At 41.8% G+C, this 10641-nt stretch carries 9 protein-coding genes; 8 read left to right on the plus strand and 1 reads right to left on the minus strand.

The genetic code is table 11. From position 1 onward, the window contains the following. The first annotated feature begins 231 nt into the window (after positions 1 to 231). From V7K69_RS29865 to V7K69_RS29895, 8 genes are all read left to right on the plus strand, one after another. Positions 232 to 2436, plus strand: a complete 2205-nt coding sequence (locus V7K69_RS29865) for an anthranilate synthase (protein ID WP_335041289.1) — start codon at positions 232 to 234, stop codon at positions 2434 to 2436. A gap of 85 nt (positions 2437 to 2521) precedes the next feature. Then, positions 2522 to 3352 carry an indole-3-glycerol phosphate synthase TrpC gene (gene trpC / locus V7K69_RS29870; RefSeq protein ID WP_335041291.1) on the plus strand — a complete coding sequence of 277 codons (831 nt, stop codon included), beginning with the start codon at positions 2522 to 2524 and terminating at the stop codon, positions 3350 to 3352. Continuing rightward, positions 3339 to 3653, plus strand: coding sequence for a hypothetical protein (locus V7K69_RS33045; RefSeq protein ID WP_442936208.1), 315 nt, complete (start codon positions 3339 to 3341; stop codon positions 3651 to 3653). Before trpC ends, V7K69_RS33045 begins: the two co-directional genes overlap by 14 nt. Before the next feature lie 48 nt (positions 3654 to 3701). Next, complete coding sequence (gene trpA / locus V7K69_RS29875) at positions 3702 to 4529, plus strand: tryptophan synthase subunit alpha (protein ID WP_335041293.1); 828 nt, start codon at positions 3702 to 3704, stop codon at positions 4527 to 4529. 196 nt (positions 4530 to 4725) lie between these two features. Continuing rightward, positions 4726 to 5955, plus strand: coding sequence for a tryptophan synthase subunit beta (gene trpB, locus V7K69_RS29880; protein ID WP_335041295.1), 1230 nt, complete (start codon positions 4726 to 4728; stop codon positions 5953 to 5955). 88 nt (positions 5956 to 6043) lie between these two features. After that, positions 6044 to 7165 (plus strand): anthranilate phosphoribosyltransferase, encoded by a 1122-nt coding sequence (gene trpD / locus V7K69_RS29885; protein ID WP_335041297.1) that lies wholly within the window; start codon positions 6044 to 6046, stop codon positions 7163 to 7165. Positions 7166 to 7243: 78 nt separating this feature from the next. Continuing rightward, on the plus strand, positions 7244 to 8344 hold the full coding sequence (gene aroF / locus V7K69_RS29890; protein WP_335041299.1) for a 3-deoxy-7-phosphoheptulonate synthase: 1101 nt from the start codon (positions 7244 to 7246) through the stop codon (positions 8342 to 8344). A 265-nt stretch (positions 8345 to 8609) separates the two neighbouring features. Further along, entirely contained in the window at positions 8610 to 9554 is a 945-nt protein-coding gene (locus V7K69_RS29895) for a general stress protein (protein ID WP_335041301.1), read from the plus strand. Positions 9555 to 9807: 253 nt separating this feature from the next. Here V7K69_RS29895 and V7K69_RS29900 read toward each other — a convergent pair whose 3' ends face one another. Next, the gene (locus V7K69_RS29900; protein ID WP_335041303.1) at positions 9808 to 10008 is read right to left on the minus strand and encodes a heavy-metal-associated domain-containing protein; all 201 of its coding nucleotides are present in this window, start codon (positions 10006 to 10008) and stop codon (positions 9808 to 9810) included. Between the last annotated feature and the right edge of the window lie 633 nt (positions 10009 to 10641).

A 10641-nucleotide genomic window follows, 5' to 3' on the forward strand; every position in this document is an offset into this window, starting at 1 on the left:
GAATAAATTGACACCAAATCGAAAAATTATTCAATGTATTATCTGCTTGATGTCTAGTACTCTTAAATAAAGAAGCAAAAAGTTTTTAATTACATTTTCCCCAAATTATCCGCAGATTGAAATAGGTTGATTTTGATTGATATTGAATCATCTAATTTTTTATCTGCCTATAAATAACTACTAATAATCATTAATAGGTTTTGACTAATCACTCTTACAGAGAAATTACCGATGATTTTTAATTCCCGTTCCTACAAAACCCTTGGCGGCGTAATTGTTTCTCGCTCCATCACCGAAGTGAAGATGGACACTGCACTCGAAGATATTCTGTTTCATTTAAATTCTCAGCGTGGCGGTTTGCTAAGAAGCAGCTACGAATATCCAGGTAGATATAAAAGATGGGCGATTGGATTTGTCAATCCACCATTGGAATTGACTACACAAGAAAATGCTTTCAATTTGATAGCGTTGAATGAACGTGGTCAAGTACTTTTACCATTGCTATTAGAGTGTTTATCCAACTCAATCCAACTGGAGAAAGTTACCCTAGACAATAACAATATTGTCGGCTTTTTTAAACCTACTAAGAGATTATTCACTGAAGAAGAACGCAGTAAGCAACCTTCAGCATTTACAGTTGTCCGCGAAATTCTACATACTTTCTCTAGCCCAGAAGATGAGCATTTAGGATTATATGGGGCTTTTGGTTATGACTTAGTTTTTCAGTTTGAACCAATTACCCAACGTCTGGAACGTCCTACAGACCAGCGTGATTTAGTGCTTTATTTACCAGATGATTTGATAGTTGTTGATTACTATCAGCAACGCGCATTTCGTCTGCAATATGATTTTGAAACAGCGCACGGCAATACAAAGAATCTGCCTCGAACAGGTGAGTCTGTTGATTATCGCGGAAAACATCTTACCCCTAATCAAACTGCTGACCATAAAGTAGGCGAGTATGCGAAAAAAGTTGAGTCTGCACTCGATTATTTCCGCCGAGGCGATTTATTTGAAGTTGTTCCTAGCCAAAACTTTTTTGAAGGCTATGAAGATGAACCCAGCAAACTATTTGAAACTTTAAAGGATATAAATCCTAGTCCTTATGGGTTTATTTTTAACTTAGGTGGGGAATATTTAATTGGCGCATCTCCAGAAATGTTTGTGCGAGTTGAAGGGAAACGGGTAGAAACTTGTCCTATTAGTGGTACTATTAGCCGGGGACTAGATGCTCTTGATGATGCGGTGCAAATTCGTCATTTACTCAACTCGCACAAAGATGAAGCTGAGTTGACCATGTGTACTGATGTCGATCGCAATGACAAATCCCGAATCTGCGAACCTGGTTCAGTTCAAGTTATTGGTCGTCGCCAAATTGAATTATACAGCCATTTAATTCATACAGTAGATCATGTTGAAGGGACACTGCGATCGCAATTTGATGCTTTAGATGCCTTTCTTTCCCACACTTGGGCGGTTACAGTCACCGGCGCACCCAAAAAAGCCGCAATAGATTTTATTGAACAGCACGAACGTAGCGCCCGACGTTGGTATGGTGGTGCAGTCGGTTATTTAAATTTCAATGGGAATTTAAATACTGGATTAATTCTGCGGACAATCCGATTAAAAGACTGCATCGCCGAAGTCCGAGTCGGGGCGACTGTGCTTTATGACTCCATACCCCAAGCAGAAGAACAAGAAACAATCACCAAAGCGGCTGCTTTATTTGAAACAATTCGCCGTGTTAAGCAAAGCAGTCAAAAAATTGATGAATCCATTTCCATCAAATCAACTAAAATTCTTCCAAGTGCAGCAACTGGCAAACGTATCTTACTAATAGATTATGAAGACTCCTTTGTTCATACATTAGCTAATTACATTCGCCAAACTGGTGCAAGCGTCACCACATTACGTCATGGTTTCTCAGAATCGCTATTCGATACAGAACGCCCTGACTTAGTTGTTTTATCTCCCGGCCCTGGTAGACCAAGTGATTTTCGGGTTCCCCAGACTGTCGGCGCTATTCTTCATCGCAAAATTCCCATTTTTGGAGTTTGTCTAGGGCTGCAAGGCATCGTTGAAGCTTTTGATGGACAATTGGGAGTTCTCAACTATCCTCAGCATGGGAAATCTTCACGGATTTTCGTTACTGATTCCGATTCTGTTACCTTCAAGAATTTACCAGAATCCTTTACCGTGGGTAGATATCACTCATTGTTTGCTCTCCCGCAGTATTTACCAAAAGAACTGAAGGTGACAGCGATTTCTGATGACAACGTAATTATGGGCATTGAACATCAGACACTTCCCATCGCCGCCGTTCAATTTCATCCAGAATCAATCATGACTTTAGCGGGAGAAGTCGGTCTGGAAATCATTAAAAATGTGGTGCGTGCATATACACACATCGAAGAGTCATTGGTCATTGGTCATTAGTCATTTGTCATTGGTCATTGGTCATTTGTCATTGGTCATTGGTCATTGGTTATTCTCCCTGCTCCCTGCTCCCTGCTAACAAATTATGACTAACCAAGTTACCGCTTCTCGCCATATTCTTGAAGAGATTGTGTTGCATAAAAGGCAAGAAGTTGCACAGATGCAGCAGGAATTTTCTTTAGCTGATTTGCAACATCAATTAATTACGGCTCCAAGTATCCGAAATTTTTTAGCTGCTTTACAACAAAATTCCAACCAACCTAGCTTAATTGCCGAGGTAAAAAAGGCATCACCCAGCCGTGGGATTATTCGAGCGGATTTTGACCCAGTTGCGATCGCTCAAGCTTATGAACGAGGTGGTGCAGCTTGTCTATCAGTTCTCACTGATCATAAGTTTTTTCAAGGCAGTTTTGACAATCTGCGTAATGTGCGATCACACGTTGCATTACCCCTACTGTGCAAAGAATTCATCATTGACCCTTATCAAATCTATCTAGCACGGACAGCAGGTGCAGATGCAGTTTTGTTGATTGCCGCTATTTTATCAGACCAAGAACTGCAAAACTTTCTGCGAGTAATTCATGATTTGGGCATGAATGCACTGGTGGAAGTCCATACATTGGCTGAACTGGATAGGGTGCTTAAGCTTGAAGACTTGCATTTAGTAGGAATCAACAATCGCAATTTAGAAGATTTTACGGTTGATTTAGGAATAACACAGCAACTTTTAGCACAGCGCCAGCAATATTTGCAAAGCTTGGATATCACTGTCGTCAGTGAATCTGGACTATATACAACTGCTGATTTATCTCTTGTTGCTGAAGCTGGTGTGCGTGCGGTTTTGGTTGGAGAATCTTTAGTTAAACAAAGCGATGTAGAACAAGCTGTGCTGAGTCTTTTAAGTGCTGAGAGCTGAGGTAAACCTAAAAAATGAAGCTCTGATACTCGTTAACGGAGATAAAAGACTCATTAACGGAGATAAAAGACTCGTTAACGGAGATCAAAGACTCATTAACGGAGCTAAAAGCCTCATTAACGGAGCTAAAAGCCTCATTAACGGAGATCAAAGACTCATTAACGGAGATCAAAGCCTCGTTAACGGAGATAAAAGACTCGCTGACGGAGATAAAAGACTCGCTGACGGAGATAAAAGACTCGTTAACGGAGATAAAAGACTCGTTGACAAAAAATGTAACTTGGGTATCGCTAATTGCTAAATGTTGATTCTTCCAGAACTATTAACTAACCATTAACTATTTTTCAAAATGACTTCTATTTCTGACTCCTTTCAAACTTTACGCGATCGCCAACAGTGTGCGTTAATCCCCTTTATCACAGCAGGAGATCCTAGCTTAGAAACCACTGCCCAAGCTTTACGTATCTTAGATCGCAACGGCGCTGACTTCATCGAGTTGGGCATTCCCTACTCCGATCCTCTCGCAGATGGGCCTGTAATTCAAGCAGCAGCAACTCGCGCTTTACAAAAAGGCACGAAATTAGAGCAAGTATTAGAAATGTTGGAAGGTTTAACTCCAACCCTGAAAGCGCCGATAATTCTATTTACTTATTACAATCCCATTTTGCACCGGGGTATTAAGACATTTTTGGCGCAAATTGCTACTGCTGGCGTGAAAGGCTTGGTAGTGCCAGACTTGCCCTTAGAAGAAGCAGAAGAATTAATCCAGACTGCTGCCTCTTTTGGGATTGAGGTAATTTTACTTGTAGCTCCTACCAGTTCTAAAGATAGAATTTTAGCGATCGCTCGTCAATCTCAAGGTTTTATCTACCTGGTAAGCGTCACAGGTGTAACAGGTATCCGCGCTCAAATCCAAGACCGCGTAAAAGATTTAATTACAGATTTGCGAAGCGTCACTGATAAACCCATTGGCGTTGGTTTTGGTATTTCCGGGCCAGAACAAGCGCATCAAGTAATGGAATGGGGAGCAGACGCAGTGATTGTTGGTAGCGCCTTTGTCAAACGTTTAGCTGAAGGTAGCCCAACAGAAAGATTACAAGCAGTAGAAAAGCTTTGTCGGGAACTAAAAGCAGCAATTACCCCAGTATCCCTGCAACAAGTTGTTTCGGCTAAGTAAAAAACTCTCTCTTTCTTCTTCACTTTGCGTCCTACCCTTCGGGAAGCCACTTCGTGTCTATGCGTCCTTTGCGGTTCGTTATTCTTTTATCGAACCGCAAAGGACGCGAAGGGCACGAAGGAAGAAAATACAAAGGAAATCTTGACTGTGGTATCAGTTCTCAAAAATATATTTGAACGTAAAAGGATTTTAAACAGTGGTAAGCATACAAGACATCAAGACTGCAACTATCCAACCAGATTCTTTGGGCAGATTTGGAAGATTTGGCGGTAAATACGTCCCCGAAACCTTAATGCCTGCATTAAGTGAATTAGAAGCAGCATTTGAAAAATATCGCAACGAGCCGAGTTTCCAAGCAGAACTGCAAAACCTACTGCGTGATTACGTCGGACGACCCAGCCCATTATATTTTGCTGAACGCCTGACAACAAACTACGCTAGACCAGATGGCACTGGGCCGCAAATCTATTTAAAGCGTGAGGATTTAAATCATACAGGCGCTCACAAAATTAATAATGCTTTAGCTCAGGTGTTGCTCGCTAAACGCATGGGTAAGCAACGGATTATTGCCGAGACAGGTGCAGGACAACACGGCGTAGCCACTGCAACTGTCTGTGCTAGGTTTGGTTTGAAATGCGTGATTTACATGGGCATCCACGATATGGAACGCCAAGCCCTAAATGTCTTCCGTATGAAATTAATGGGGGCAGAAGTTCGCCCAGTAGAGGCAGGTACGGGAACTCTCAAGGATGCAACTTCGGAAGCAATCCGAGATTGGGTGACAAATGTGGAAACAACCCATTACATCCTCGGTTCAGTTGCCGGGCCTCATCCTTACCCGATGATTGTCCGTGACTTCCACGTGGTAATTGGTGTAGAAACTCGCGCTCAATCTCAGGAGAAATGGGGAGGATTACCAGATATTCTACTGGCTTGTGTGGGTGGAGGTTCCAATGCGATCGGCTTATTCAATGAATTTGTCCATGAGTCTTCGGTACGTCTAATTGGAGTCGAAGCGGCGGGTGAAGGTGTAGATACAGAAAAACACGCTGCTACCTTGACAAAAGGAAAAATAGGTGTGTTGCATGGTGCAATGAGCTATTTACTGCAAGATGATGATGGTCAAGTTATCGAAGCCCATTCAATTAGTGCCGGATTAGATTATCCCGGTGTAGGGCCAGAACATAGTTATTTAAAGGATCTTGGTCGCGCTGAATATTACAGTGTTACTGATAAACAAGCGTTAGAAGCATTTCAAAGACTTTCGCAACTAGAGGGAATTATCCCAGCTTTGGAAACTGCTCATGCGATCGCATATCTCGAAACCCTTTGTCCTCAATTAAAAGGCAATCCCCGCATCGTCATCAATTGCTCCGGTAGAGGTGACAAAGATGTGCAAACCGTCGCCAAAGTCTTGATTCCTTAATTTTCTGTTCTTGTCCTTTGTCATTAGTCATTTGTCCTTCGTGAATGACTAATGACCAATGACTAATGACCAATGACTAACGACAAATATGATAGCTCTAACTCAAACACCACCTGATAACACCTACATCCCTTCTGAGTTCTACAACTGGCCAGGTTTATTACAACAGTTGCTAAATCGGAAATCGTTGACGGTTTCCCAAGCTACAGATTTGATGCAAGGTTGGCTCACAGATGCCATTCCTGATGTCCTTTCAGGAGCCATTTTAGCCGCAATCCAAGTTAAAGGCGTATCCGCCCAAGAATTAGTTGGGATGGCCAGTGTCTTACAATCCCAAAGTTCCCCACTCAGCACTCAGCACGGGCTAAACGCCCCGCTACCGCTAACAGCACTCAGCACTCTAATTGACACCTGCGGAACTGGTGGAGATGGCGCTTCTACCTTTAACATTTCCACTGCTGTCGCCTTTGTCGCCGCCGCCGCCGGGGTAAAGGTTGCCAAACATGGCAATCGTTCAGCATCCAGTAAGACTGGTTCGGCTGATGTACTGGAAGCTTTGGGGATAAATCTCAACGCCACTCCTGAGAAAGTACAAGCCGCAGTGGGCGAAGTTGGAATCACCTTTTTGTTTGCTCCCGGTTGGCATCCTGCACTCAAAGCGATCGCAACTTTGCGAAAAACTTTGAAGGTGCGGACTGTTTTTAACTTACTCGGCCCGCTAGTAAATCCCATGCGGCCGACAGGGCAAATTATTGGTGTGAATGATCCGCTTTTACTAGAGGAAATTGTTCAAGCTTTATCGCAATTGGGATGTCAACAAGCGATCGCACTCCACGGACGCGAACGTTTAGATGAAGCTGGTTTAGCAGATGTCACTGATTTAGCTGTACTCCAAGATAAAAAGGTGCGTTCCCTAACGCTAAACCCTCAAGAACTTGGTTTGAATTTTGCTCCCACTGTGGCATTGCAGGGTGGAGATGTCCAAGAAAATGCCGAAATTTTGAAGGCAGTTCTCCAAGGTAAAGGCACTCAAGCGCAGCAGGATGTTGTCGCTTTAAATACAGCCCTAGCACTCCAAGTTGGTGAAGCCATTCATGGAGAGACTGATATTTTAGTCGGTTGTGTTAAAGGTATTGCCCTCGCTAAAGAAATTCTGCAAAGCGGCGCAGCTTGGACAAAACTAGAACAACTTGCGGAATTTTTGCGCTAACTGCTAAACAGCCTTGGCGAATTCCATTCGCCCTTTTAATCTGCATTACACCCAAGAACTATACACAAGGAAAAATAGATGATTATCATACTTAAAAGCGGTACACCTGTTGAAGAAATTACTCGCATCAGCCAAGAACTGAGTGAAACTTGGAAAGTCACGGTAGAAAAAAGCGTTGGAACTCATAAAGTTGTACTAGGGCTAATTGGTGATACCACTAGCATCGATAAATTACAGGTTCAGGAATTTAGCCCTTGGATTGAGCAAGTATTACGAGTGCAACAACCTTTCAAACGGGTAAGCCGAGAATTTCGACATGGAGAAGCCAGCGAAGTTGTTGTACCTATACCCAACGGTGATATTTATTTCGGCGAACATCATCCGATTGTAATCGTAGCTGGGCCTTGTTCCGTTGAAAATGAAGCGATGATTGTCGAAACCGCAAAGCGCGTCAAGGCAGCAGGAGCGCAATTTCTCCGTGGCGGAGCCTACAAACCCCGCACTTCACCTTATGCCTTTCAAGGTTATGGTGAAAGCGCTTTAGATTTATTAGCAGCAGCGCGGGAAGCTACTGGTTTGGGTATCGTTACAGAATTGATGGATGCTGCCGATTTATCAGCAGTGGCGAGAACAGCTGACATCATCCAAATCGGAGCTAGGAATATGCACAACTTTTCGCTGCTAAAAAAAGTAGGCGCTCAAGATAAACCTGTGCTATTGAAGCGGGGAATGTCTGCCACAATTGACGAGTGGCTAATGGCAGCAGAATATATTTTGGCATCAGGAAACCCAAATGTGATTCTGTGTGAGCGGGGAATCAGAACCTTTGATGGTAAATATGCTCGGAATACTTTAGATTTATCGGTGCTGCCGGTATTGCGATCGCTGACCCATCTACCAATTATGATTGATCCTAGTCATGGTACTGGTAGGTCAGAATATGTGCCATCGATGGCAATGGCTGCGATCGCAGCTGGTACAGATTCCTTGATGATTGAAGTTCACCCCAATCCCGCAAAAGCTTTATCTGATGGGCCTCAATCTCTCACCCCTGATAAATTTGACCGCTTAGTTCGAGAAATGTCAATTATCGGCAAAGTCGTCGATCGCTGGCCTACACCTGCATTTGATAGCATTAATGACAACCGCATTCTCTTCGCGCCAAAACTATCAAAGTAGACAAAGTGTAATCTCAGCTGATTTTTCGTGAATGGCTAAACCCGATCAACAGATTTTTTAAACAAAAGAATCCGTTGGTCGGGTTTTCATCGGCACAAAAGACTGATGATTGTAGAGACGATGATTCATCGTGTCTCTTGCCTTAACCATAATGATTTTTATTACTTAGGATAGTTCCGAGTTAAATAAAGTTGTATTTAAAATTACAGGTAAAGAAAAACTAAATTTATGGGAAATTAATTTCCCCTGCTGTCAAGGAGTAATAATGGTTTTAAGTCAATATCAACGTGCTGTAGGCGTATTTACTCATCGTCGAGATGCAGAACAAGCGCTACATGAGTTGAGAGATTCTGGCTTGGCGATGGACAAAGTATCTGTAGTTGTACAGAATGCAGACCGCAATCATCAGATTACCGATGATCAAATTAAAGATCACACTGGTGATAAAACTGACGAAGGTGCAACAGTAGGAGGGCTTTCAGGGGGCGCTGTTGGTGGGTTGACCGGTTTATTAGTAGGTCTTGGGACTTTAGCAATCCCTGGAGTTGGGCCAATAATGCTGGCTGGCGCAGCTGCAACTGCTTTGGTTACAACCCTTGTTGGTGCAAGTATTGGCGCTGCTACTGGCACTTTTGCTGGTGCGCTAGTTGGTTGGGGAATATCAGAAGAGCAAGCTAAATCATATAACGAGCGAGTAGAGCATGGCCACTATTTCATAATCGTGGATTGTACCTCTTTTGAAATTGCTAAAGTAGAAGCAATTCTACACCGTTGGGGTATTGAAGAGTTTGGGATTTACGAGCCTCTAAGTAGTGAGCAATTACCTACAAATTCTACTACTACCATTCCTAATAAAAGTGGGATTTTGAGCAAGTATGCTGTTAGTTGCTTCGATAACATAGATAATGCTAGAGCCGCAATTAACGATATGTATGTTGCAGGCTTCTCAGCAAATCAGATGTCTTTAATTTGCAAAGACCTTTCTCAATTGATTGGGTTGACTGGTATTAATTTAAGTGAACGCTTTGACGCTATGAGGCTAGGAATAGCAGATGACTGGGCACGTTTTTACAACGAAGAAATTGCTCAAGGGAATTATATAATTATCATTAGTGGCTCAGACAAAGAGCTTGAGCAGGCTAGTTTGATTTTAGGCAATTATGGGGTTCGGGAATGTAAAATTTATGACCCCATGTTAATCCGTTCTTGAAAACTAGTACCGGAAATTTTAACAATTTTGTCATAACAAACAAATATACAGCAATACTTTCAAAATCCTCCTGTCTGTATCTGTATCTTTTGCAGCTTATAGGTTAAGTCGAAAACTAAGTATTTCAAGTGTGTCAGAAGAGAAAAATACTCTTTATTAGGATTCCGCCCGGAAACCGGGCGAATATATAACAAAGCAATCGTACTGACTAAACTAATTCATCTAAATTTCTGTGGAGATTTAGATGAAGTAATTAATAGCCTTCTATCGTATAACCAGCAGATTGAACTATCTGTTTAATTGTCTCTTCAGAAGCCGCAGCATCTACAGTTACAGTTTTAGTATCAACATCAATATCTACTTTGGCATCAGATTCCATCGTCAAAATAGATTTAGTTATTTTCTGGGCGCAATCATCACCTTTAATATCTGGAACTTTCAATTTAATTGCCATTACTTACCTCAGCTCATCAACTTTTATTTCTATTTCATCAATATAATAACGGTTGAGATAACGAAGAAACATCTTACTAGAGTCAGGGAATTGAGCATCCATAAGATAGTAATAAATAATAGCTATACTTAAATTATTTATTAGATATTTAGTAGAAGGTGAAACGAAATAAGATGCCAAAATATATAAACTTATTTATGAAAATCCACTGAGTACCGCTAACTTCTAAAAAGCCGCTTTTTTATTTTGTTCTAAAGACTCTACGAGACATTGCAGATTCTCTTACAGACGTTCTTGTTGTTCTCGCAGCACTACCTGAACATACAAGTGTCTATACGTAATTTACGAAACCTTTTTATCTGTAGTTTTTAACTTATTTTTATGCTCCAGGTACTTATGCACAACTTTTACAGCATATATATATTCAAAAAACAGCTATCTTTTGACATATATATAGGACTTACGCACAGGTAACGGAAAATCTAACCACAGAGGCACAGAGAACACGGAGGAATAAGAGTTTTAGAGGTATTTTGCGTAACTGGAGTTTAGACTAAAAGCGATATGAGAGAAAGCAGACCAAATGGAATTAGAGGTTAAAAATATTATCTTGTCAGCCTGAAAGCATCCGCC

The organism is Nostoc sp., from assembly GCF_036917775.1.
Taxonomy (GTDB): Bacteria; Cyanobacteriota; Cyanobacteriia; order Cyanobacteriales; family Nostocaceae; genus Nostoc.

Excerpts from the sequence above, each read along its gene's own strand:
- V7K69_RS29865 (WP_335041289.1), top strand. The coding sequence starts at position 232 with ATGATTTTTAATTCCCGTTCCTACAAAACCCTTGGCGGCGTAATTGTT.
- trpC (WP_335041291.1), top strand. The coding sequence starts at position 2,522 with ATGACTAACCAAGTTACCGCTTCTCGCCATATTCTTGAAGAGATTGTG.
- trpA (WP_335041293.1), top strand. The coding sequence starts at position 3,702 with ATGACTTCTATTTCTGACTCCTTTCAAACTTTACGCGATCGCCAACAG.
- trpD (WP_335041297.1), top strand. The coding sequence starts at position 6,044 with ATGATAGCTCTAACTCAAACACCACCTGATAACACCTACATCCCTTCT.
- aroF (WP_335041299.1), top strand. The coding sequence starts at position 7,244 with ATGATTATCATACTTAAAAGCGGTACACCTGTTGAAGAAATTACTCGC.
- V7K69_RS29895 (WP_335041301.1), top strand. The coding sequence starts at position 8,610 with ATGGTTTTAAGTCAATATCAACGTGCTGTAGGCGTATTTACTCATCGT.
- V7K69_RS29900 (WP_335041303.1), bottom strand. The coding sequence starts at position 10,008 with ATGGCAATTAAATTGAAAGTTCCAGATATTAAAGGTGATGATTGCGCC.